This is a genomic window from Oikeobacillus pervagus (genome assembly GCF_030813365.1).
Classification (GTDB): domain Bacteria; phylum Bacillota; class Bacilli; order Bacillales; family DSM-23947; genus Oikeobacillus; species Oikeobacillus pervagus.
This window is the reverse complement of sequence record NZ_JAUSUC010000010.1, coordinates 20,518-44,609: the sequence shown is the minus strand read 5'-3', so window position 1 is coordinate 44,609 and position 24,092 is coordinate 20,518. Positions and strand designations below refer to the sequence as shown.

Here is a 24,092-nt window from a genome sequence, read left to right as displayed (position 1 = left end):
GCGATAAGCAACAGCCTCTTTTTTAGTAGTCAAACCCTCAGAATGAAGTTCCCTTAATTACGCCCCCTGAGGATCTCGATTTACATCTTCTTTTTTCTGTTTTTCTTCTTCCATTCGTTTTATGAATACTTCCCCTTCTTTTTCGATAAACTTCATTTCTTCTTGTCTCTCTTCTCTTGAAGCCTTCACAGCCATAAATGCGCTAATAAAGATCCCTGCCACAACGAAATACATCCATATTGGAAACATCTTCTACACCTCTCCTATCTTGTCCACATTTACTTCCATCATATGCAGTTCACGACAAAAAAATGACGATCTATTTAGAGAAAAAAACAAATGCGAAAGCGACCTGTTCATCGGCGTACGGATTTCGCAAGTTTAGACTGAGATAAAGGAAACACGGCGAGGTATTTCACGAGCCGATGTTGACTGATCGCATACCTAAACACAGAATAAAGCAGGAGCGGATATCTCCTCCTGCTTTAGTCTTATTTATGAAAGCTTGGTTTGTAAAAGGAACGATGATCTAATGCAAACACCTTTTCAGAAAACTCACCAGGTTTTGTTCTTTCTAATGTTCTATCTAACATATTCATTTTAGCATCGATATTATCAATATAATGAAGGATCTCCGCCTCTTTAATTAATGGCAACTTCGGACTTCCCCATTCAAGTTTGCCATGATGGCTTAAAATAATATGTTGGAGAACAGTTACCTCTTCCCCTTGAATTTGCAATTCATCTGCAGCTTTGCCGATTTCATTCACCATTATAGTAATATGTCCCAATAGGTTCCCTTCTACTGTATAAGTAGTGGAAATTGGACCAGAGAGCTCGATTACTTTTCCTAAATCATGCAAAATAACACCGGCATATAGAAGATCACGGTCTAGACTTGGATAAAGATCAGCAATCGCCTTCGCAAGTTTCAGCATCGAGACAACATGGTATGCAAGTCCTGATACGAACTCATGATGATTTTTCGTAGCCGCTGGAAACTCCAAGAAAGGCTGGTGATATTTCTTTAGCAAATGCCTAGTGATCCGTTGGATATTAGGATTTTTCATTTCAAAAATAAATTGCGTAATCGTATCAGCCATTTCTGTTTTTTCCAACGGGGCCGATTGAACAAAATCTTGAATTTGTACTGCATCTTGTTCAGTAGAAGGGCGGATTTGTTTAATTTTTAATTGGTTTCTTCCTCGATAATTTTGGATTTCCCCTGAAACTTTCACGATGGTTTCTGCTTGATATTTCTGTACTTCCCCGTCCGAAGCATCCCATAGCTTTGCTTCAATTTCCCCACTCTTATCCTGAAAGATTAATGTTAAATACGGTTTTCCATTCACAGCGATGCTTTTTGTGGCTGTTTTAATCAGTAAGAAGCAATCTACTGCTTGCCCGGCGTCCAAAAACGTAATTCCTTGGGTCATCTCCATCCCCACCTTAATGATTTCTTCTAACTATCTCTTTAGTGAAAATTATATCATATTTGTGAAGCATCCTTCCTCATGAATCCTAAAGATGCATTAATATTCAGCCATTACATAAATTTGTTCTGGTTTAAAGTGATCAATTAAATGTTTATGACAGGTAAAAATGAGCACCTGGGATGAGCGGCTTAACTCTTTTATTAAATCGATAACGGCTTTGGTTCGTTGATGATCAAAATGAACAAACCCATCATCGATAATAATCGGGTATGGGAACTCTGGCTGCAACACATGGGCTAAGGCAAATCTTAAGGAAGTGTAGACTTGTTCCCCTGTCGCCTGACTTAGCTCTTGCATATCAAAAAACATCCCATCATTCCGCTCCACTTTAAACACTCCATTTTCCTCTACAAATAAGCGAATATATTGGCCATTAGTTAAAATAAATAAAAACTTCTCTGCATACTGGATGATAGCTGGTAATTTCTTTTGTTTATATTGATCCATCGTTTTCAAAAATGAATACTTGGTTATGGCTAATTGCGCCCATTTTTTTGCTTGCTTATTAAGAATTGATTTTTGTTGGTGGAATTCATGTAAAATATTTGAATAGGTACCCCCTTCCTCAAGAATATTTTTTTCATAGTTTAAGGCCGCTAGTTGTTCTTGATGTAACTTGATCTTTTGTAAACATGTTTCTAGTTGTGCTCTCAAATCTTCCTTCTTTTTTTGAAGATCAGATTCAGTCCATTTTTCTATCAGGATTGGATCCTTTGGGAGCTGTTCTTTTAATAAAACTAATTTTTCCGCAAGCTTCTCTTTCTCCTTGTTACGCTGAGCCTGCAACCGAAAATCCTCTTCATTTTCTATAGATGCGATTGTAAACAAGGTATGGATTTCTTGATCGATTTCTTGCTTTTCCTTTTTCAATCTTCTTATTTGCTGTTCTAGTTCTTTCTGTTTTTTTATGAGTTCTTTCCTATGTAATTGTCCTTCCTGACTTCTCAGCTGCATATCTTTCAAACGTACGAAGAGTTCATTTTCATTTTTCGTATGAATATCATAATTATTTGCCGTCTTTTCCATCAAAAGTCTGAATTCTTGAAGATTGATTTCGTTTTCAGCTAATTGTTTTTCATATGCCTTTTTTATCCTTTGTAATTCTTTCAGTTGAACAATTTCATCAAAAGCTTCTTCCATCATCGACCATTCCATTTCTGTCGACAAGAATAGCTCGTTTTTTAATTCCATTAAGACCTCTTCATTTTCGATTACATCTTGATGGATTTGTTGATATCGATCTGACCATTGTTCTTTTTCACGTTCATCTTTTTCTAATGTTAGGATGAGCTGTTTCCATTGTTCTCGAAGTTGTTGTTGCTGCTTGAGTTGATGACGCAATAATTGATTAGCGGGTTGTTCATATTGATTGATCTTTTCCTCTAATTCCACTAATTCAGCTCGGATCTCTTGATCTTGAGGGAGGTGAATTTTGTTCGATTTCGCCCCTCTTTTGATGAGAAATAAAAGAATGAGAGCAATAACCCCGATCATCAGTAATTCCCACCGGTTAAATACGATGGCGAAAGCAGAGGATAATAGGAAAATTCCAAGAATAAATGAAATGATCATCTTGAATTGTTTTTGCTCATTTTTACGAAATCTTTCTTCTGCTGATTTTTGCTGTTCTACTTGATTTAATTGACTTTTCGTCCATTCGTATTTTTGTTGTAATGTATCGATATGCTTTTCATTCACTCTCGTTTGCAATGTCCGAAATTCTTGCTCTGGCAATAACTGATTTTCAATTTGAGAGCACTGTTCTTCTATTACTTTGATCTGCTGGTCGATCATCTTTAATCTTTCTATGTATTCATCTAATCGATTTTTCAGCATGAAATGATTTTGGATCCCCTTTTTTAATCGACCTTTCATCTCTATGCCCGTATTTAAACTAGCTACCTCTTCTTCACTCACTTCATAAAAATGAAGATCTGATTGGATCCTATTAATTTCTCCTTCGACTTCGGCTTTCTTCTGTTCTAGCCTGTTTTGATCGATAAGCCATTGTTGATATTGCGGCTTCGTCTCGATTATTTTCTGGATATTTGCTTCATCTTCTGTAGTGATGATTTCTTTTTCCCGCTGATTCAATTCATCTGTTATTTTATTTTGCTCTTCTAATGCGGCATCTAAGGACGCTTGCAAGTGAAGTCGCCTTTGTTGAAAGTTTTCAAAACGATCCAAACCATCGATAGGAAATACAATAGCTTGCAACGGCTCTAATTTCCTCTCTATTTCGATTTTCTCCACATAAATAGGCCATAATGATTCAATCTGTTGGATAGAAGAGCGTTCTTCCCGAATCTTTTTTTCTTCAGACAAAAGATGGTTTATTTCATGCTGCAACTCTTCTATTTTGATGATGACCTTCCCATATTGATCATTTTTCTTCTTGCCATTCTTTAACTGCTGCTCTAATTCTCTAAGTCGCTGAATTTGTTTATTGATCACCGGATTTCTTCCATTAGGTTTAAATAACTTTTCCATTTCTTTTTGTAATTCATTCTCGATTTTTAGAAGAGCATCCGTTCCAGAAGCACTGGCAGAAAATAAAAACCTTCCGATATCCTCTTCCTTTAACTGATGAATTTTTTGTAATCCATGAACATCGAAAGAGAAGATATTTCGATAGAAGTGTTCGTTCATCCCATGAAGAATTTCTTTTAAAAAATCTTCTCCACCTGTCCTGCCATCTTCTAATCGTACAATCACTTCTTCCGGCGACCTTCCTTTGATCCTTTCAATGACGGCCGTTCCATATGTTTTGCTGTTGATCTTCATGACCCCGCCATATTTTGTATGGGTTTTTGGTTCATATCTTTGTTTTGCTTGCTGCTTAGTGGGAAAGCCAAAAAGGATACTATGAATAAATGACATCAGCGTAGATTTTCCTGCTTCATTTTTACCGTAGATCACCTGTAAATTAGGAATATCCGATAGGTGATAATCTTCTAACTTTCCATATGCATATATATGTAAGGAAAGGATTTTCATGAATGTTTCCCTCCCTTTTGTACTTCCATTCCAATATAATTTTTTGACTCTTCAAGAAAATGGATTTTCTCCTCCACTGTTAATGGGGAGAGAAAGCGACGGGCTTTAGGATGAAAATATAATGACAATGCTTCTTCCCAATCATCTGCTGTTAAGCTTTCCAATTGTCTCTCAAATTCATTAAAAAAAGGATGATAAAAGTTCTCTAGTTTTTGTTGCGATTGAATTTGAATTTGGTAAACCCATACGAATGAATCTTCATGTTCTTCCCCATCTGTAAGCAGCTCAATCATTTCATCCGATAGAATTTTCTTTAGAATTTCCTGATCTTGTACATTTTCAAGTACAATTTCTAATAATACTCCTTGATGTGACTTCCGATATTGATTCATTATCTCTTCGCATTGAATAAAAAATGAATGAAAAGTTTGATCACTTGTAAGAGATATTTTCACCTTTTCCCAAACAATATCGCAAGTTTCAATAAAATTTAACTCTGCACCATATTCTGACAGAGATATCTCATAACAGCCCTTTTGTCCCCTTTCTTTTCGATATCTCCCTTGAATATTTCCGGGATAAACAATAAAAGGATCTTTATGTATAACTTGTTGTTGATGAATATGTCCCAGTGCCCAGTAATCAAAACCTTTGGATACTAATTCATGTATAGTGAATGGAGAATACGGTTGATGTGCCGTCTCTCCCCCTTCCATACTTCCATGGAGCAGTCCAATATGAAAATCAGCTTCCTCCTGCTTCTGATAATATTGAATTTTCTTTTCCCAAATATGGCGTTCCTCATAACTAAACCCGTATAATTTGACAGTAGTATCTCCCTTTTGGAAAAGTTTGCTTTCAACTTGTGAGGAAAAAAGATGAACATTATCAGGCATTTCAATGGTGATCCATTGCCCGCTTAAATGATCATGATTCCCATGAATCATATAGACTGGGATATGAACCTCATACAATCTTTCCATTTGTTTCCGGAACCGTGCTTGTGCTTTTATGCTTCGATCTTCCCCATCATATAAATCCCCTGAAATAAGAAGAAAGTCCACTTTTCGCTCAATCGCTTCATTGACAATATTTTCGAAGGAACGAAAAGTACTTTCTTGAATTCGTTTAAATAACTCTTTCGGTAAATGTTGCAGACCTAAAAATGGACTATCTAAATGCAGATCTGCACAATGAATAAAATGAATATTTTTCATTCGGTATCCCTCTATTTAAAACTGTTTTAATAAATCGAATATATGTTCTATTGTATAATGTTTTTCTTTAAAAGTAAAAGCACCAACAGAAAGTTGTCGGTGCTTTTTTCATAGCTTACTTACGAAAGTATAAAATGAAACAATCATTCAATGTGTTTCCTTTATCTCAGTCAAAGGCTTCAAAATCCGTACCCCAGACCTGCTGCATTTCCGCTTTTGTTTCCATCCAGCTTCAGCGCCTATCGGCTAGCGAATTTCTACATCTTTTCCCTACGATAAGTCAAAGATTTCAAAATCCGTACGCCGATGAACAAGGCGCTTTCGCTTTTGTTTTTACGAATTTTTTTTCGTTAATTGTAGTGCTTTCTTAATATCTTTAAAAGAATTTGAGTTTCCGTACATTAATACACCACCACGATACACTCTTGCACCAATGATGGCGAGAATAATAATGGAAACAACTAATATTCCAATTCCAAGTAAGGCCTCCCATGTTGGGATATTGACCATTCCTACTCTCATGAACATAATCATTGGTGTGAAAAATGGAATATAAGAAGAAATCGTCACAAAAGGAGCTTCTGGATTGTTTAATCCAAACATAGCGATAAAGAAACCAATCATGATTAAGAATGTCATCGGCATGACCATTTGTTGAGCATCTTCTAAGCGACTTACTAGTGATCCTAAAAAGGCTGCCAACGTAGCATATAGGAAATAACCTAATGCAAAGAATACTAAAGCATAGACGATCGTTGAAACAGGTGTCTGATCAAGTCCAATGACTTCCTTTAATATGGAGCTATCTGCTTGCTGTTTCATCATAAAATAGCCAATTGCAATCCAAATCAACATCTGTGTTAAGCCAAGAAGCCCTACACCTAAGATTTTTGCAAACATTTGTTTAACAGGCGATACACTAGAAATCAAAATTTCCATCACACGAGATGACTTTTCAATAGCTACTTCTGTCGCAATCATGTTTGCGTACATAATGACCGCAAAATAAATGAAGAAAAGTAAAACATACACCAAAATTTGTGCCTGAGCCAGTTCTTCTTCCGTTTTAGCCCCTTCTTCTAACGCAATTTTTTCGAAAGACGCAGGTCCATTAAGCGTTTGTAATTGTTCCGCATTTAGATTAAGTTGAGTGGCCGCTACATTACTTTTAAATCCTTGAAGGGCAAGTTGCAAATCATCAGCAATAGAAGAGTTTGAAACCGTCTGTGCCTTATAAACTCCTTTAGGTAAATGATCTTCGCCTAATGATAAAATTAAGTACCCCTCATATGTATCTTTTTCTATTTCTTTTTTTAATTCCTCTTCAGATTTCGTTACCTTTGATAATTGAATATCTTTTGAGATAGTTTTTACATGCTGTTTATAAGATTCAAATAAAGTCCCACTTTCATCAATTACAGCTATTTGATCACCGGTTTCATCATCAAAAACAGAAATAATTTTTTCAATATTCGATAATAGCAAGATACCCGCAGCTACTAATAATGTCGTGATGATAAAAGCTTTTGATTTAAATTTATTCATGTAAGAATGGGATAAAATAATCCAAAAATTATTCATAGGAAGCACCTACTTTCTCAATAAAGATATCATTTAAAGATGGTTCTTCCAGCTCAAACTTCCGCACGAAACCTTTTCCATGCAGCTCCTTAAATAATGTTTGCGCCACTTCTTCTCCTTCAACTTGAAGGGTCATTCCTTCTGTTGTTTTCTTATATTTTAGAACGCCTGCACATTCTTGCAAAAATGAAAGGTCAAAGTCGGCTGAGATCGTGACATTTTTCTTCCCAAATGAACGCTTAATTTCCCTTAATCCTCCATGAACAACCGGAACACCTTTTTGCATAATACATAAATGCTCGCATAATTCTTCCACATGCTCCATGCGATGGCTTGAAAATACAATCGTTGTCCCTTGTTCTTTAATTTCCAGGACGGCTTGTTTTAATTGCTCTACATTGACAGGGTCCAGACCACTAAAAGGCTCATCAAGGATTAATAATTTGGGTTGATGTACGACCGCTGTAATAAATTGAATTTTTTGTTGATTTCCTTTTGAAAGTTCTTCAATTTTTTTATTCTTATATTGCGGAATCTGAAATCGTTCTAGCCAGCGATCCACTTCTTTTCCAGCCTGATCTTTATCCATCCCTCTTAATCTAGCAAGATAAACGACTTGGTCCTTTACTTTCATTTTTGGGTACAAACCGCGTTCTTCAGGTAAATAACCAATATAAGGACTTGTTGAATAATTAATTGTTTGACGGTTCCAAGTAATCTGACCTGAAGTCGGTTCAAGCAACCCTAGGATCATTCGGAATGTCGTCGTTTTCCCGGCTCCGTTCGCTCCTAGAAATCCAAATATTTCCCCTTCTGGAATCATTAACGATAGCCCATCCACTGCTGTAAAATTTCCAAATATTTTCGTTACTTTTTCCAATTGTAGTGTCATCTCATCACTCCTCTATTTGTTATTACGAACAAAACGAAGAGAAGGTTCACTTTTTCTGAAATATTTGTAAAATATCACATAAAAGATTTGCAAAATGCAGAAATTGTGCAAAAATAAAGATAATAGAGCCACGATCATTTCATATAGAAAATATTTTTCCTTTAAAATGTTTTTTAGAAAGGGGACTTACAATGAAAACTTATAAATTAACAGCTTTTGAGAAAAATGGAGAAAAGATTCTTGATGAAGTATTAGAAGCAAACAACGATAATGAAGCAAAAGTAAAGGGCGAACAGATTCTTGCCGAAAAAGGGCTTCTAGAAAAAACACATCGTTGTACTTCACCTGCTGGAAAATTATTATTATTCCATGTATAAGTAGAACTTCCTTCAGTGGGGGATCCCCACTGATTAGTTAAACTCGGTATCATAACCATACCTTTAGTGCCATATTCAGTGGTTTTTTCCTGACGCAAGAAACCGCCCGAGCTTTCTTGCGAATACTTCGCCTTACACTTTAAGCGTTTCGTCTTTTTACTTCTTTAAGTCGTGGGCAAATATTACCCATTCATCTACGTAAAATGGCTCTTGAACTTTATAGATGATAAAGGCTACACTGAATGAAAATTCATTCAGTGTAGCCTTTAACTTATTCACCGATAAAACGTGGTGGGCGTTTTTCAATAAAAGCTTGTATTCCCTCTTTGTGATCCTTTGTCTGTCTCATTTTCCATTGGGCTTGTTTCTCTAATTCTAATGCTTTAAGCAAAGTCGGTCTGCTTAATTCTGCTAAGATTTTTTTCGTCTCAATCATTGCTTGTAAAGGTTTTCGTTTATAAGCTTCAATTACTTCTTGAACTTTCTCTTCAAAGTTTTCCTTAGGAATCGATTGATCTACTAAACCAATAGAAACCGCTTCCACTCCTGACATCACTTTTCCTTCCCAGATAATTTGTTTCGCCTTTACTTCTCCTACTCGTCTTTCCATTAAGAAATGGCCACCACCATCAGGGATTAAAGCAATTCCAATGAAGTTCATCGCTAGTTTACTATTTTCCTCACAAAGTACATAATCAGTAGCTAATGCAAGGCTTAATCCTAAACCAGCGGCCGCTCCGTGAATAGCAGAAATCGTAACGGCCGGGATCGTATAAAGCGTCATGACTAACTCACTGATCGTATCCATCACAGAAGAAAATTGCTCTTTACTTGTAAGTTCCGCTAACATTCCCTTAATATCTCCACCAGATGAAAATGCTCGCCCCTCTCCTTTTAACACAACTATTTTCACATCTTCACGTACACTTAAATCTTTCAAAACTAATACGAACTCCTTCAACATATCAACATTGAGAGCATTTAATGTTTCTGGTCGATTAAGTGTTACTAAAGCAACAGAATCTTTAATCTGCAATAAAACGGTTTCATTTTTTTCTTTTGTTTCCATAGCTGATCCCTCCTCATTCAAGGATACTAAATTTTCAAATAATATTGTATACATTTTTTGAAAATTTACATTATTAACTGAAATTTCCTATAAAGTGAAACATCATTCAGTGGGGGTTTTCTTCACCCTCCACTGAATGTTAATTGAACTTATCGGACCTTTAGGGGCCGTAATCCTCCACCTATTTTCTTTGTTTTTCAAATCATTTTGAGGTGGAGGTTTTACTGCCTATTAAGGTCAGATAAAAATAATTGATTTAATTTATCGATCTTTTTCTGCGTGTATTCCTCAAACCTCTCATTATATGATTTCGGATCTTTTGGATTGGAAAAATGCTCGATTTTCCCTGTGATTGGATGGATAAATTTACTTGCTGCCCCACAACCAATTCCGATAATGGTTTGGACTTCTTCCATAATCATGATATTGTAAATACTTTCTTGTCCAGGTAAAGAATACCCGACATTCTCCAAGTTACCTAAAATATTTTTTTGACGATATAAATAGTAAGGAACGTAGCCATGATTATTTGTCCAGTTTTCAGCCATTGACATCATCTTTTCAATTTCGGTACGAGCCGCTACTTTATATTTTTCCTTATTTTTTGTCATTTCTGATGCTCGTTTGAAGGATAACGTATGGACGGTTAAAGATTCTGGCATTAATTTTTCTGTCTCATCCAAAGTGTGTTGGAATTGCTCGACTCCTTCACCAGGAAGACCGATAATTAAATCCATATTGATGTTTTTCATTCCCATTTCTTTCGCTAAATGATACTTTTCAACCGTCTCTTCAACTGTATGGTGACGCCCAATCGCTTTTAATGTTTCTTGAGTATAAGATTGTGGGTTAATGCTAATACGATCAATCTTCCATTTTTTCAATACTTCGAGTTTTTCCGGAGTGATCGTATCTGGTCTTCCTGCCTCTACCGTGATCTCACGAATATGATCAACATCCGGGAAAGATTGATACATCGTTTCATATAATACATCCATTTCTTCAGCAGTGATCGATGTCGGTGTTCCTCCCCCATAATAGACCGTTGTAATTCGAATTCCTTTTTCTTGAAGCCATTTTCCAATTTCACGCATCTCATAATGGAGTCCGAATAAGAAAGAATCGACTTTTCCAAGTTTTCCTTGAATGGCATAGGCCGGGAATGTACAGTATGCACATTTCGTTGGACAGAAAGGAATTCCAATATAAATGCTTACCTCATTTTGGAGCTGGTAAAGGTCTGGGACCATCTTCAGTTGACGTTCTAAAATTCTTTGCATAAGCTGAATCTTTTCGTCTGTAATCATATAGTTTGTTTTTAAATGTATTCGAGCATCTTCGGAGGAAATATTTTTTCTGTTCAATTTATGAAGAAGTTTTGTCGGGCGAATTCCTGTTAGAAATCCCCATTTTTGTTGAATACCTGTATATTGTTGGAGTACATCTAAATAAAGATGGGAGACAACATTTTTCAATTGCCTGAAGTACTCTTTTTCATTTAAGAATGCTTGCACTTCCTTATCCATTTGTGAATGAAATGTTTGATGCGTTCCATTTACAAGAAGTGTTGCTTTTCCGGCAATTAGATGCTCTTCTTTTTCTTGTACTAGAAAATCCACTTGAATCGTATAATCGCTTTGATCGTTTATGATTAATTCTGCTTCTTCAAAGAATAGATTTGCAATTAATTGTAGTGGGCGATGATACCGTTCGTCCTGCAAACCATTTATTTTAATACGCAATAGGAGTCACCTTCACTTTTTTTCGTAACTTAAACTTTTATAAGTGTACTGAATATGTACTTTTTGGTCAATAAAAACAAAAGCGGAAGCGCCTTGCACATCGGCGTACGAATTTTGAAGTTTTCGACTGAGATAAAGGAAACACGGCGAGGCATCCCACGAGCCAATGTTGACTTATCGTAGGGAGAAAACGTAGAAATTCGCTAGACGATAGGCGCTGAAGCTAGACGACATCAAAAGCAGAAGCGCCTTGCACATCGGCGTACGAATTTCGTAGGCTTTGTGACTGAGATAATAGAGACGAGAGCAAGGTCCTTCGTTGACTTATCGTAGAGAAAAGACGTAGGGGAGTCACCATTCTAAATGGTTATAGTTTCCAATACAATAAAAAAAGGAAGAAAGATGCCGCTTTTCTCCCCACGTTTCATTCCATTATTTATCAATCATATTCATCTTCTGTAAGAAGCGGATCGGTTGTTGTCTACGAAATAATTCCTTAACGACATAACTAACACCATGATCTTGATTCGATCTTGTCACCCAATCTGCTTGTCGTTTCACTTCATCTGGTGCATTGCCCATCGCTACACCTAAGCCTGCCTTTTTTATGAGTGGAATATCATCCACTCCGGATCCAATCATCACGATTTCATTCATTTGAATCCCAATTTTCTCACATATATTGATTAGTCCGTTTAATTTTGATACTCCTCGAGGAACGATATCAAACTTTAAATTCTCTGTTAAAATGATATCTACCTCATCATACATTCCTTCCATCGCCTTTTTTGCATCCAAAAGATCAGAAGTATTGTCAAAGTTCACTTCTATCTTCGGTGGAGATACTGGATCCTTTTCAATATGGTCGCTTAAAGAATCAACAAAATACTGTGCGTAGAAATTACGACTTGTTCGTTGCCAAATCGTTTTTCCAATTAATGAATCCGGGGATTTCACTTTATTACTGATTGAAAAATCATCATGAACTAATCGAATTTGGCAATAAAATGATTCAAGAAAACGTACTAAGTCAAAGGTAATTTCCTCATTAATTCTTTTAACAAACACAGGTTTATCCACTTGTGATGCTGTAAAAGCCCCCTGATGAGAAATGATGATGCTATCGGCCTTTAATGACTTAGCAATTTTTTTTACGGAATGATAATGACGCGATGAAATTAAACCGATATAAATCCCTTTATTTTGTACATATCTAATGGCTTCTTTTGTCAATTTATGAATTCTGCCATTATCCTGAACAAGCGTTCCATCTATATTGACAGCTAATAGACGATAAACCATAGATGTTCCCCCTTCTTATGGTGTCACCTATTTTACATGTATGAGAAAAAACAAGGAAATAGAACAGAATATTAGAAAACGCAACCTTTCGTGGTGGGAGTCGGAAGTTAAAAAAGAAACACCTTCTGAAAAACGAAGGTGTTTCTTTTTTCTTTATTTTTAACCATTCATTGGTCCATATAATTCTTCAAGAGGCTTCATGATGATTTTATTTAATTCTGCAATTGCCATGCTCATACGCTGTTCTGCTTCCATTAATTGTGAAATTAATGGATGCTGCTGTACTTGTTGTACGGTATTTTGCGCATTTTGTACTTCTTCCTCTGAAATATCTTGACCCATCATTTGTTTTTCTTGCAATTGCATTTGAATATCACGAAATTGAGTAAAGAGCGTTCTTGCTTCCGAGTCTGCATTCACTTGTTCATATAGACTTTTCAACTGTCCGTACTCATTGCTCTTTCTTAACGCTTTCTCTAAATCATAGGCATAATCAAATAAATTTACGCTCATATTCTGACCTCCTAAAAAATAGCTACCATAACATAACTTGCATTTCTTCACTATAACAAATTATGTTAAACAATGCGAATTTATCCCTTTCTCTATTTCTTTTCCTAATGTTGAACTCCGTTATAGAACCATCACTATAATCGATTGTATCCCACCGATGATTCCACCTAGGAGTGCTCCTAAAAATGTTATCATTTTTAGTTCCTTCCGGGATATTTCTAGAACCATTTGTTCTAATCGTTTAACTGAAAAAGATTCGACCTGTTCTTTTACAATTTTCGAAATATGAAGCTTCTCCATAATCGTCTGTACTCGAGAAGCTAAATACGTACCACTTTTGACGACAAGCTTTGGAGTGACTTCCTCCACTATTTTATTTTTATAAGGCATAAGGATTTCTCCTAATGAACGTTGAAATACTTTTTGAACTGGAAGGCGCTGAATAATCCACTCTTTCCCTTTTCTAACGAGTGCTTCTTCAGAAATTTGAGCAAATATCCAATTCCAATCTCTATGACTGAATTCTTCCCATTCCTTTTTCAATAATGAATTTAGAAGTTCCTTCGTCCCATCACTTTTTAGAAATTTAATAATTTCTGGTTGGATCTTGTCGGCAAGTGACGTGTTTCCTAAAAACATTTGCAACATATTTCCAAGCTTTCCACGTCCCATAAAAAATTCATCAATCATTTTTTTTATGAGTTGGTTTCCGTCTTCACTTGAAAAATAATCAACCGCTTTTTGTAAAATATAATCCGTTACATCTGGAATTTTCTCATCCACTTTTTGCTTCCATTCTTTCGGTAATGTGGACCCAAGTGTTTTAGAAGATAATGTTCTTTTTAAGTTATGATATTCACCATCTAACCATTTATCCACCCATTCGATGGTTTTCTGTTCTGGTTCTTGAATTTGAACATATTGCAACCATTCCGCAACTGTTTTTTTGGAAGAGAAAAATCTCGTGATTTCCGCTTGCACTAACTGGGTCATTTCCTTTTGAAACTGTTCATCTTGGAATTTATTTTGGATACTTTCTGGGGTAAGTAGATGGGTTGAAACAATTTTACCTAATTGCTCTGCCAATTCCCCCCTACGCTTTGGAATAAGTCCAGGAGTGAAAGGCATCCGCCATTTTCCTATGTAGAATGCTTTATAAGGGCGAAATAACATTTGAATCGCAATCGAATTTGTCATTCCCCCAATCACAGCACCAACTATGACCATAAATAAAAAAAGAAAAAATGGATCCATGATTATTCTTCACCTTTCCAAACATTTACTACCTTCAAACTTGTCCTTCATACAGAAAAACGCTATAAAGAACATTTCTTTTCACTGAAGCTTTTTCATTCATTTTATTGTACATTCCACAAGAATGGTCATATTTTGCCGAAGAATGTACCATTATATTATAAAACCATCAACAGATGAATAGCAAATCAGAATAATGGTTTTCCTTATCCTAAAATTTTTTTAATAATCTTTATCGAAAAGACTATATTCTTAATAATAAGATATTTAAGACTACGGACCCTAGCTGTTTCTTTCAAAACCATTTAAAATAAATCTAAGGGGTGATCAAATGCTACTTCATTTTCAGTACAAACCTTTGTATAAAGCAAGAGAAATTCCGGGTTGGGGATTTTCGTTTTATTACCAAAATATTCATTACACCGGAACTTATCATGGGAATGGATCGATTGAATGGCAACAGCTCCCTCAAAGTTCTGAAGAAAAGCAATTATTAGAGAGACAAATTCATGAATTAATGCTTTACCATGTTTACGATGGATAGTTTTTCCTATCAATACCCAATGAATAAAACCTCCTTTACAATGAAAAAATGATAGTAAAGGAGGTTTTTCTATTGGGAAAAGATAAAGAATATAATTTTTTACCTGACACGCAATATGAAGGTAGAGGTCAAGCTTATTTAGATATTGATCGCATGATTAACGAAGGAATGTCTGGTGGATCTGTTCATATGAGAGCAGATTCCGTTAACATTGGTGAGATTCATGAACTTGGTGATGAAGATCCCCCAAATATTAATGATTAAAAAAGCGAACCTAAATGGTTCGCTTTTTCCTATAGAAATGGGCCCCGCTCTGTTTATAAGTATATATTTATCGACTTTTGACAAGCATATTCACTGCTTCTTGAATGGCCTCTTCTGTATTTTGCCCCTGTTCATTTGCTTCGCGAATACAACTTTCTAAATTTTTTGCTACGATCAGGCCTAATGCACGGTCTACGGCTGACCTAATAGCAGAAAGTTGGGTCACTACATCTTTGCATTGCTTATCTTCTTCCATCATTTTGATTACTCCGCGAACTTGGCCTTCTAACCTGCTCAATCGATTTTTGATTTCTCGATTATATTTCATGATTGCCACCTCGAATTTATTCATTAACTTTAGTCTATATAATTCCCTTAATGAATGCAATCACCTTTATGCGGATTATTTCTTTGTCATCGATACTTTATAAACTTGAGTTTCTTCACACATCGGGCAATAGAATACATGTTGACATTGATTTTTTCTCGTACTTTCCGGATCCCCATCGACTAGCAACATTTGGCGAAAATCCATATAAGCGTTGTAATCATCGAAGTAATCAAATATTTTCCCTCTGTCAATCATTTTCTCATTACATTGATGACACTCAATATGGATATCATTTAAACCATTGCATAATAAACATATTCCCATCTTTCATCACCACTTATGATTATTTGTATATTTTTATCCTTTCTGTTGAATGATGAATTATGTATGTGTAAATACAGTCATTCAGTGGGAATAATTACCGGCTAAAACATTCGAATAAATGGCTAAAAAAAAACCATAATACTTAGTAACAACACAGCAACACCAAACAGCGACCAATTAAATTACTGGGTTAACCATAGTGGTCACAATACATGTGAGTTGGTGCAATTCCAACTAGCCCAACCATAAAATACACCAAGGAGATGACAGAATATGCCAAACAATAGTGGCGGACGTAACAGTAACGAATTATTAGTAGCAGGAGCACAACAAGCAATTGACCAAATGAAATTTGAAATTGCTCAAGAGTTTGGAGTACAACTTGGAGCAGATTCTACTTCTCGTGCAAACGGATCAGTTGGTGGAGAAATTACGAAACGTCTAGTTTCTATGGCTCAACAACAACTTAATGGCTTCCAAGGTCAATAATTGACACCCTAACAATTTTATATTTAATGGCTAGAGCCCTTGAGATCTCTCAAGGGCTCAATTATTTTTTCTTTATTGTCATGGCAGGCTCCTTGGCACTCGTCCGCCGAACGGATGCTTGGCGCCGCTTGGCAGTCGCCTTCGCTTTTCTATTTCAAATGGACCATTTTTTTGGGGTCGACCCATTGGTTATATTGTTCGTTTGTGAGGTAACCACTTTTTAATGCTGCTTCTTTTAGTGTGGTTCCTTCGTTAAAGGCTTTTTTTGCGATTTCTGCTGCTTTTTCATACCCTATATGGGGATTTAAGGCGGTGACGAGCATTAGTGAATTTTGGACGTGCTCGGCAATTATTTCTTTGTTTGCCTCTAACCCGATCATACATTTCTCATTAAATGATCTTATTCCGTCTGCCAATAAACGGATGGTTTGTAAAACATTATATATAATAACCGGTTTGAATACATTTAATTCAAAATTTCCTTGGCTGGCGGCAAATCCGATGGTCGTGTCATTTCCAATAATTTGGGTTACGATCATCGTCATCGCTTCACTTTGAGTTGGATTTACTTTTCCTGGCATGATCGAGCTACCAGGTTCGTTTGCAGGGATTGCTAACTCGCCAATTCCACTTCTTGGCCCGCTTGCTAACCAGCGTACATCATTTGCAATCTTCATTAAATCTACCGCAAGCGCTTTTAATGCTCCGTGAACGTGAACAATTTCATCATGACTAGTTAAAGCATGAAATTTATTTTCAGATGAGCGGAATGGGTATCCCGTTTGATTTGATAATTGCTCAGCAACCTTCCCACCAAATAGTGGATGAGCATTGATTCCTGTGCCAACAGCTGTACCTCCAATTGCTAAATCAAGAAGATGATCACTTGCTTCCAGAATCATTTTTTTACTTTTTTCAATCATCATTCTCCACCCTGATATTTCCTGACCTAATGTTAAAGGTGTAGCATCTTGAAGGTGAGTTCGCCCAATTTTAATTAAATCCATATATTTTGTTTCTTTTTCTCTTAATGTTTGAACGATTTCATCTATTGATGGTAGGAGTTGCTCTTGTAATTGGGAATAAATCGCTATATGCATAGCTGTTGGAAACGTATCATTTGAACTTTGGGACATATTCACATCATCATTTGGATGTAGACGTTGATCTTTATTCGGAATGAACTCATTTCCTCTTCTGGAAATCACTTCATTCACATTCATATTCGATTGTGTACCACTTCCCGTTTGCCACACAGCGAGTGGAAAATGTTCATTCCATTTTCCTTGGAGAATTTCGTCACAAGCTTGAACAATAGCTGTTTCCTTTTCTTCACTAAGCTTTCCTAATTGGTGATTGACAGTTGCCGTCGCTTTTTTTAATTGTGCAAAAGCATAAATCACTTCCATCGGAATTTTTTCTGTACTTATTTTGAAATTTTCAAGACTTCTTTGTGTTTGTGCCCCCCAATATTTATCTGCAGGAACTTTTATTTCCCCTAAAGTATCTCTTTCCACACGTTCCTTCAAGTGTTAATTCCTCCTTTTGAAATATCCTCTTTATCTTTCATCAAAACAATATGATCCTTCCTTTATTCTTCTTCCCCTTTTTACCATGTATAATGCATCAATTTTTGTTAATAAAGTGAAACTTCATGCAGTATGGGTTTTACTACCCGTCAAAGGAGAAAAATATGAATGTGCAAACGCCTTCTCATCAGCGTTTCCTCAACGAGAACAAAAAGGGGCTGTCCGAAAAGTAGTTTTCTAAGCCTAAATCGGTAAAATGCAAAACCCAAGAATGCTGTCATATCAACATTCTTGGGTTTTTAATTTGGGCAAAATTCATATTAAAATGGACTTTTGAGACATCCCCTTTTGGAAGATTAACATTAGGAAATGGCTAATACTCCTTGTTTCGTTTCTTCATACGTTTTAATTTCTTTTTCTAGTTTTAATGTGACCGCGATTTCGTCCCATCCATTAAGGAGCATTTCCTTCCAATATGGGTCGATATCGAAATTCGCAATTAATCCTTTTCGATCTGTAATGAATTGCTCTTTTAAATCAACAAATAATCGATACCCTGGATCCTCTGCGTTCTGCATGATTTCATTAACTGTCTTTTCCTCTAATTTAATCGCTAAAATTCCATTTTTGACACAGTTATTATAGAAAATATCCGCAAAACTCGGTGCAATGATCACTTTGAATCCGTAATCTAATAATGCCCATGGAGCATGTTCACGAGATGAACCACATCCGAAGTTTTCACCCGCTACTAAAATAGAGGAACTTTCGTATTGCATTTCATTTAATATAAAATCATGTCGTTTCTCACCATTGTCATCAAATCTCCAATGGTAAAATAGAAATTGTCCAAATCCTTGTCTTTCAATTCGTTTTAAAAATTGCTTTGGAATAATTTGATCTGTATCTACATTTACCCGATTAAGAGGGCAAACCGTCCCGTTGAATTTATTAATGGCTTCCATTTATCCTACCCCCTATTGAGTAATTCCAGATAATTTTCGTACATCGGTGAATTTACCCGCTATTGCGGCTGCGGCTGCCATTGGCGGACTGACAAGATGGGTTTTTGCCCCATTTCCTTGCCGGCCTTCAAAATTTCGGTTCGATGTGGAAGCACAACGTTTTCCAGCTGGTACGACATCTTCATTCATCGCTAAGCACATACTACAACCAGATTCTCTCCATTCAAATCCCGCTTCGATAAAGATTTGATCTAATCCTTCTTCTTCGGCAGCTTGTTTCACAGTTTGCGAACCTGGTACAATCAGTGCTTTCACTCGTTTATGAACTTTTCTTCCTTTAACAACTTCAGCTGCAGCCCTTAAATCACTTAATCTAGAATTCGTACAGGAACCAATAAATACATAGTCCACTGGAATATCTTCTATTTTTTTGCCTTCCTCTAGTTCCATATATTCTAATGCCCTTGTGATTGCTTCCTTATCTGCTTCACGCTCAAAGTCATTTGGACTTGGTACAACACCATTAATTCCAGTTCCCATCGATGGATTTGTTCCCCAAGTGACTTGAGGTTCAATTTCAGCACCGTCAATTTCTAGGGTTTTATCATATTCTGCCCCTTCATCCGTCGCCAATGTTTTCCAGTACTCTACTGCCTTTTCAAACTCTACACCTTTAGGAACATGCTTACGTCCCTTCAAATAATTAAATGTCACTTCATCAGGGCTGATTAATCCCGCTCTTGCCCCAGCTTCGATTGACATGTTACATACAGTCATTCGTTCTTCCATGGACAAATGACGAATCGCTTCACCAGTAAATTCCATAATATATCCTGTTCCTGCATTCACTCCGAACTTAGCAATAATCGCTAAAATTAAATCTTTTGCAGTCACACCAAAGCCTAATCTTCCATTTACTTTTATTTGTAATGTTTTCGGTTGTTTTTGCCATATCGTTTGTGTTGCTAATACGTGTTCTACCTCACTCGTTCCAATTCCAAATGCAAGTGCACCAAATGCACCATGAGTAGAAGTATGGCTATCTCCACAAACAATTGTTTTTCCTGGTTGGGTAAGCCCAAGTTCTGGTCCAATTACGTGAACAATTCCTTGGTCTGGGTGATGAATATCAGCTAATTCAATTCCGAATTCCCGGCAGTTTTCTAAAAGTTTTTCCATTTGTGTTTTAGAAACAGGGTCATTGATCATGTGACGATTAATGGTTGGTACATTATGATCCATTGTTGCATACGTCAAATCGGGACGTCGAACTTTCCGATTATGAATGCGTAGTCCTTCAAATGCTTGTGGGGATGTCACTTCATGTATTAAATGAAGATCAATATACATTAAATCTGGTTTTCCTTCTTCTCTATGAACAACATGTTTATCCCAAATTTTTTCGATAATAGTTTTTGGATTCATTCATGTCCCTCCTTTTTTTAAGTTCAGAATAATGTTTCGGACCTTCCCGTAGAGGAAGATCCGAATGATTTTCTATTTCACGGAATATTCAATCAATTTACATGTAAACAGCCATAATAGATGAAATTGCTGAATCTTCTCTTACACGATGAACGACTAAATCAATCATTTTCGTCGTACCTACTACATGGGTTCCTGTGTTCTGAATATCAGGCGTGCGGTAACCTGCATTTAATACTTCATTAATCGCTTGCTCAATCGCTTCAGCTTCCTTGTGCATATTAAATGAGTATTTTAACATCATGGCAGCCGATAAAATCATCGCCATTGGATTTGCTTTATCTTGGCCAGCAATATCTGGAGCTGATCCATGGACTGGTTCGAATAAACCAAATCCATCTGCACGTAAGCTCGCGGATGGTAATAATCCTAATGATCCTGTGATCATTGAAGCTTCATCACTTAAAATATCTCCAAATAGATTTTCGGTTACCATGACATCAAAATCTTTAGGTTGATGAATTAATTTCATTGCTGCTGCATCTACATACATATGCTCTACTTGTACTTCAGGATAGTTCTTCGCTTTCTCTTGAACAATTTCCCTCCACATTCGGCTGGATTCCAATACATTTGCTTTATCAACAGATGTTAATTTTTTATTTCTAACCATTGCTAATTCAAAGCTTTTTTCCACAATGCGCTCAATTTCTTCCCGAGTATAATGAAGGGTATCAATAACTACTTCATTATGCTCTCCTCGACGTTCTGATGGTTTTCCAAAATATAATCCACCTGTTAATTCGCGAACAATCATTACATCAACATCTTCAATAATTTCTCTTTTTAAAGGTGACGATTCAACTAAGCTTTCAAAAGTAATAATCGGTCGAAGATTTGCAAATAATTGTAATTCTTTTCGAATCGCTAATAAACCACGTTCTGGGCGAATATGGGATGGAAGGTGATCCCATTTAGGACCACCGACCGCTCCTAATAATACAGCATCACTACGTTTACAAGCTTCGGTTGTTTCATCTGGTAGGGGTGTATGATGTTGATCAATTGCAGCCCCTCCGATATCGGCAAATTCAATTTCGAATTCATGACCGAAGCGTTCTCCAACAGCCTTTAAAACTGCGACTGCACCCTTAGCTATTTCTCGCCCAATACCATCTCCAGGTAATACCGCAATTTTCTTTTTCATAAGAACCCCTCCATTTAAATTTTACGCGTTTTGCTTTTCTGTTATCTTCCCTAAAGAATGTACTCTATTGACTGCGTTTAAATAAGCTCTAGCAGATGCCTCTAACACATCTTGTGCTGTTCCACGTCCAGTCGTTTCCTTATCTTCAAATCTAACCCGTACATATACATCAGCTAATGCATCTCGACCAGCACCAACGGAATTGATTTTATAGTCTAGAAGCTGGACCGAACCATCTACAATTCTTTCAATCGTATTATAAATAGCTTCAACACTTCCTGAACCTGTTGCCGCCTCTAATACTTGTATTCCATTAGGAAGCGTAACAGCAATCGTTGCCGTTGGAATATTTTCCGTTCCGTATTGAACCTGAATACTGTTTAAAACGTATTTTTCATCTGATTCTGTTTGCTTATCGGTTAAGATCGCAAACAAATCTTCGTCTGTAATTTCTTTCTTTTTATCTGCTAAATCTTTAAATACGACAAATGCTGCATTTAATTTCTCTTCTGACAATTCAAAACCTAATTCATAAGCACGATTTTTAAATGCATGTCGTCCTGAATGTTTTCCTAACACGAGTTTGTTTGACTGCACTCCAACAAGTTCTGGAGTAATAATTTCATATGTCGTTTTTTCTTTTAATACGCCATCTTGATGAATTCCAGATTCATGTGCAAACGCATTTTCGCCAATGACGGCTTTATTTGCTGGGACAATCATTCCAGATAATTTGCTTACTAGATTACTAGTTCGTTTAAATTCGCTCAATTTTAACCGTGATGATGCTTGATAGTAATCGTTGCGAATATGAAGGGCAACTGCCACTTCCTCCAAGGCAACATTTCCGGCACGCTCACCAATTCCATTGATTGTTCCCTCAACTTGTTCTGCCCCATTCTGGATGGCTGCTAAAGTATTAGCTGTAGCCATCCCAAGATCATCATGGCAGTGGGAAGATAATTTAACCCCAGCAATATTTGGAACATTCTCTCTAAGGAATTTAAAGATTGCACCATACTCTGCTGGTGTACTATAACCGACTGTATCTGGAATATTCACAACCGTTGCTCCCGCTTCAATAACTGCTGAAACTATTCTTGCAAGAAAACTTAAATCAGAGCGGCTTGCATCTTCAGCTGAAAATTGTACGATTGGGAACTTCTCTCTTGCATATTTCACCGCATGAACAGCCCGTTCCACTACCTCCTCTGATGTCATTTTCAATTTATATTTCATATGAATAGCTGAAGTCGCAATAAAGACATGTAATCTGGGTTCAGCTGAATCCTTTAACGCTTCCCAAGCAGCATCAATATCTTTTTCATTTGCTCTTGCAAGACCTGTAACGGAACTATTTTTAATGGTATTGGCGATCAATTTGACAGCTTCTAGATCTCCTTTGGAAGCGGCAGGAAAGCCCGCTTCCATCACATCTACGCCTAATCTTTCAAGTTGTTTTGCGATCTCAATTTTTTCAAGAGTATTTAAGTTGACCCCTGCTGATTGTTCACCATCTCTTAACGTCGTGTCAAATATGTCAATTTTTCGCACCAGCTGCCACTTCCTTTTTCGATTGTTTTTTTACAAATGGCATCATTTCACGTAATTTTCTTCCTACAACTTCGATTTGATGTTTATTTTCGCGGTTGTTAATAGCGTTAAATTCTGGACGATTTAGTTGGTTTTCTAACAACCAACCTTTTGCAAATTTCCCTGTTTGAATATCTTCTAAAACTTCTTTCATACGTTGTTTTGTATCAGCATTCACAACACGTGGACCTGAAACGAAGTCACCCCATTGTGCTGTATCGGAAATAGAATAACGCATGTTTTCTAAACCGCCTTCGTACATCAAGTCAACGATTAGTTTTAACTCATGTAAACACTCAAAATAGGCAACTTCTGGTTGGTAACCTGCTTCTACTAATGTTTCAAAACCAGCTTTTACTAATGCTGTTGTTCCTCCACAAAGGACTGCTTGCTCACCGAATAGATCCGTTTCAGTTTCTTCTTGGAAAGATGTTTCTAAAATTCCTGCACGACCTGCACCAATTCCTTTTGCATAAGCAAGTGCTGTATCTTTTGCTTTCCCTGTTACATCTTGGTATACCGCGAATAACGCTGGAACACCGGCTCCTTCTTCATATGTTCTGCGAACTAAATGTCCAGGGCCTTTTGGTGCAACAAGGAAAACATCTACATCACTTGGCGGAACCACTTGGTTGAAATGAACATTAAAACCGTGTGCAAATGCTAAAGCTTTCCCACTTGATAATTCAGGCTCAATTTCGTTTTTGTACACTTGTGGTTGATACTCATCTGGAAGTAAGATCATAATCACATCAGCATCTGCACTTGCTTCACGTACAGATTTTACTTCAAATCCATCTTGCACTGCTTGTGTCCAAGACTTTCCTTGTCGAAGACCAATGACTACTTCATAACCACTATCACGAAGGTTTTGAGCATGAGCATGACCTTGAGAACCATATCCTACGATTGCAACCTTTTTATTTGTTAAAACTGCTTCATTAATATCTCCGTTATAATATACTTTTACCATCTTTTTCA

23 protein-coding genes are annotated in these 24,092 nt (G+C 36.6%); 4 read left to right on the top strand and 19 right to left on the bottom strand.

All coding sequences use genetic code 11. The annotated features are described in order from the left end of the window. Window positions 1-57 precede the first annotated feature (57 nt). The 6 genes from J2S13_RS05625 to J2S13_RS05600 form a co-directional block, all read right to left on the bottom strand. On the bottom strand, window positions 58-249 hold the full coding sequence (locus J2S13_RS05625; RefSeq protein ID WP_307256738.1) for a sporulation YhaL family protein: 192 nt from the start codon (window positions 247-249) through the stop codon (window positions 58-60). Between the two features lie 242 nt (window positions 250-491). Beyond that, window positions 492-1,436 carry a 3'-5' exoribonuclease YhaM gene (yhaM, locus tag J2S13_RS05620; protein WP_307256737.1) on the bottom strand — a complete coding sequence of 315 codons (945 nt, stop codon included), beginning with the start codon at window positions 1,434-1,436 and terminating at the stop codon, window positions 492-494. A gap of 96 nt (window positions 1,437-1,532) precedes the next feature. Further along, complete coding sequence (locus J2S13_RS05615) at window positions 1,533-4,493, bottom strand: ATP-binding protein (protein WP_307256736.1); 2,961 nt, start codon at window positions 4,491-4,493, stop codon at window positions 1,533-1,535. After that, the gene (locus J2S13_RS05610) at window positions 4,490-5,710 is read right to left on the bottom strand and encodes a metallophosphoesterase family protein (RefSeq protein WP_307256734.1); all 1,221 of its coding nucleotides are present in this window, start codon (window positions 5,708-5,710) and stop codon (window positions 4,490-4,492) included. Before J2S13_RS05610 ends, J2S13_RS05615 begins: the two co-directional genes overlap by 4 nt. 333 nt (window positions 5,711-6,043) lie before the next feature. Then, window positions 6,044-7,291 (bottom strand): ABC transporter permease, encoded by a 1,248-nt coding sequence (locus tag J2S13_RS05605; protein WP_307256733.1) that lies wholly within the window; start codon window positions 7,289-7,291, stop codon window positions 6,044-6,046. Then, complete coding sequence (locus J2S13_RS05600; RefSeq protein WP_307256732.1) at window positions 7,284-8,183, bottom strand: ABC transporter ATP-binding protein; 900 nt, start codon at window positions 8,181-8,183, stop codon at window positions 7,284-7,286. The genes J2S13_RS05605 and J2S13_RS05600 overlap by 8 nt, the downstream gene beginning before the upstream one ends. A 191-nt stretch (window positions 8,184-8,374) precedes the next feature. Between J2S13_RS05600 and J2S13_RS05595 the strand changes: the two genes are divergently transcribed. Continuing rightward, a complete protein-coding gene (locus tag J2S13_RS05595) occupies window positions 8,375-8,560 on the top strand; it encodes a YhzD family protein (protein WP_307256731.1) in 186 nt (61 codons plus the stop codon). A 271-nt stretch (window positions 8,561-8,831) separates the two neighbouring features. Here the strand turns inward: J2S13_RS05595 and J2S13_RS05590 are convergent, their stop codons facing one another. The 5 genes from J2S13_RS05590 to J2S13_RS05570 all read right to left on the bottom strand — a co-directional run bounded on the left by J2S13_RS05590 (window position 8,832) and on the right by J2S13_RS05570 (window position 14,440). After that, window positions 8,832-9,629 carry an enoyl-CoA hydratase gene (locus J2S13_RS05590; protein WP_307256730.1) on the bottom strand — a complete coding sequence of 266 codons (798 nt, stop codon included), beginning with the start codon at window positions 9,627-9,629 and terminating at the stop codon, window positions 8,832-8,834. A 221-nt stretch (window positions 9,630-9,850) separates the two neighbouring features. Continuing rightward, a complete protein-coding gene (locus J2S13_RS05585) occupies window positions 9,851-11,371 on the bottom strand; it encodes a coproporphyrinogen III oxidase (RefSeq protein ID WP_307256729.1) in 1,521 nt (506 codons plus the stop codon). A gap of 432 nt (window positions 11,372-11,803) precedes the next feature. Further along, the gene (locus J2S13_RS05580; protein ID WP_307256728.1) at window positions 11,804-12,673 is read right to left on the bottom strand and encodes a Cof-type HAD-IIB family hydrolase; all 870 of its coding nucleotides are present in this window, start codon (window positions 12,671-12,673) and stop codon (window positions 11,804-11,806) included. A gap of 159 nt (window positions 12,674-12,832) precedes the next feature. Then, complete coding sequence (locus J2S13_RS05575) at window positions 12,833-13,186, bottom strand: YlbF/YmcA family competence regulator (RefSeq protein ID WP_307256727.1); 354 nt, start codon at window positions 13,184-13,186, stop codon at window positions 12,833-12,835. A 120-nt stretch (window positions 13,187-13,306) separates the two neighbouring features. Beyond that, window positions 13,307-14,440 (bottom strand): DUF445 domain-containing protein, encoded by a 1,134-nt coding sequence (locus tag J2S13_RS05570; protein WP_307256725.1) that lies wholly within the window; start codon window positions 14,438-14,440, stop codon window positions 13,307-13,309. A gap of 331 nt (window positions 14,441-14,771) precedes the next feature. Between J2S13_RS05570 and J2S13_RS05565 the strand changes: the two genes are divergently transcribed. Together J2S13_RS05565 and J2S13_RS05560 are read left to right on the top strand one after the other, a co-directional pair. Then, on the top strand, window positions 14,772-14,984 hold the full coding sequence (locus J2S13_RS05565) for a YheE family protein (protein WP_307256724.1): 213 nt from the start codon (window positions 14,772-14,774) through the stop codon (window positions 14,982-14,984). Between the two features lie 72 nt (window positions 14,985-15,056). Next, window positions 15,057-15,248 carry a hypothetical protein gene (locus tag J2S13_RS05560; RefSeq protein ID WP_307256723.1) on the top strand — a complete coding sequence of 64 codons (192 nt, stop codon included), beginning with the start codon at window positions 15,057-15,059 and terminating at the stop codon, window positions 15,246-15,248. 67 nt (window positions 15,249-15,315) lie between these two features. Here J2S13_RS05560 and J2S13_RS05555 read toward each other — a convergent pair whose 3' ends face one another. Both J2S13_RS05555 and J2S13_RS05550 read right to left on the bottom strand, forming a co-directional pair. Next, window positions 15,316-15,576, bottom strand: a complete 261-nt coding sequence (locus tag J2S13_RS05555) for a metal-sensitive transcriptional regulator (RefSeq protein WP_307256722.1) — start codon at window positions 15,574-15,576, stop codon at window positions 15,316-15,318. A gap of 75 nt (window positions 15,577-15,651) precedes the next feature. Beyond that, the gene (locus tag J2S13_RS05550) at window positions 15,652-15,903 is read right to left on the bottom strand and encodes a hypothetical protein (RefSeq protein WP_307256721.1); all 252 of its coding nucleotides are present in this window, start codon (window positions 15,901-15,903) and stop codon (window positions 15,652-15,654) included. A 273-nt stretch (window positions 15,904-16,176) separates the two neighbouring features. Here J2S13_RS05550 and J2S13_RS05545 point away from each other — a divergent pair, with 273 nt between their 5' ends. Then, window positions 16,177-16,392 (top strand): alpha/beta-type small acid-soluble spore protein, encoded by a 216-nt coding sequence (locus tag J2S13_RS05545; protein WP_307256720.1) that lies wholly within the window; start codon window positions 16,177-16,179, stop codon window positions 16,390-16,392. 149 nt (window positions 16,393-16,541) lie between these two features. On the opposite strand, the gene fumC is transcribed toward J2S13_RS05545, so the two are convergent. The 6 genes from fumC to ilvC all read right to left on the bottom strand — a co-directional run bounded on the left by fumC (window position 16,542) and on the right by ilvC (window position 24,084). Then, window positions 16,542-17,921, bottom strand: a complete 1,380-nt coding sequence (gene fumC, locus J2S13_RS05540; protein WP_307256719.1) for a class II fumarate hydratase — start codon at window positions 17,919-17,921, stop codon at window positions 16,542-16,544. 362 nt (window positions 17,922-18,283) lie between these two features. After that, the gene (gene leuD, locus J2S13_RS05535) at window positions 18,284-18,886 is read right to left on the bottom strand and encodes a 3-isopropylmalate dehydratase small subunit (RefSeq protein ID WP_307256718.1); all 603 of its coding nucleotides are present in this window, start codon (window positions 18,884-18,886) and stop codon (window positions 18,284-18,286) included. Window positions 18,887-18,898: 12 nt separating this feature from the next. Further along, the gene (leuC, locus tag J2S13_RS05530) at window positions 18,899-20,311 is read right to left on the bottom strand and encodes a 3-isopropylmalate dehydratase large subunit (protein ID WP_307256717.1); all 1,413 of its coding nucleotides are present in this window, start codon (window positions 20,309-20,311) and stop codon (window positions 18,899-18,901) included. 97 nt (window positions 20,312-20,408) lie between these two features. Beyond that, window positions 20,409-21,518 carry a 3-isopropylmalate dehydrogenase gene (gene leuB, locus J2S13_RS05525; protein ID WP_307256716.1) on the bottom strand — a complete coding sequence of 370 codons (1,110 nt, stop codon included), beginning with the start codon at window positions 21,516-21,518 and terminating at the stop codon, window positions 20,409-20,411. Between the two features lie 21 nt (window positions 21,519-21,539). Then, complete coding sequence (locus J2S13_RS05520; protein WP_307256715.1) at window positions 21,540-23,072, bottom strand: 2-isopropylmalate synthase; 1,533 nt, start codon at window positions 23,070-23,072, stop codon at window positions 21,540-21,542. Beyond that, window positions 23,059-24,084, bottom strand: a complete 1,026-nt coding sequence (gene ilvC, locus J2S13_RS05515; RefSeq protein WP_307256714.1) for a ketol-acid reductoisomerase — start codon at window positions 24,082-24,084, stop codon at window positions 23,059-23,061. Before ilvC ends, J2S13_RS05520 begins: the two co-directional genes overlap by 14 nt. Window positions 24,085-24,092 lie beyond the last annotated feature (8 nt).